Below are 288 nucleotides of genomic sequence, written 5' to 3' on the forward strand. Positions count from 1 at the left end.
TGCTGCTTGATAATCTCTTCCATCATCTCCATTACTAGCTCCAATAAAATCCAATACAAAAATGGGTTCTAAAGAAGTATCTATTAGAGAAGAATCAAATAAATCCTGAAAATCTGGCTCTAACCCTAAGTTGTACGTTCCTTCATTATCAATCACTCCTTTGGCTTCATCATACGCTTTCTGGTAGTTACCGATAGTTAAATGTACCAATGCTAAATAAGAGTGGGCTGCAGATTTAGCAGGTATCGATCTGGCTGCTTGGTTCTCTGGCAACCAAGTTTTAGCAAA

General features: G+C 37.8%; 1 pseudogene. It reads right to left on the reverse strand.

The annotated features are described in order from the left end of the window. Positions 1-288 (reverse strand): annotated as a pseudogene (locus Q0910_RS28580) (RagB/SusD family nutrient uptake outer membrane protein); the annotation flags it as partial.

The organism is uncultured Aquimarina sp. (genome assembly GCF_947495315.1).
In the GTDB taxonomy this organism is placed as follows: domain Bacteria; phylum Bacteroidota; class Bacteroidia; order Flavobacteriales; family Flavobacteriaceae; genus Aquimarina.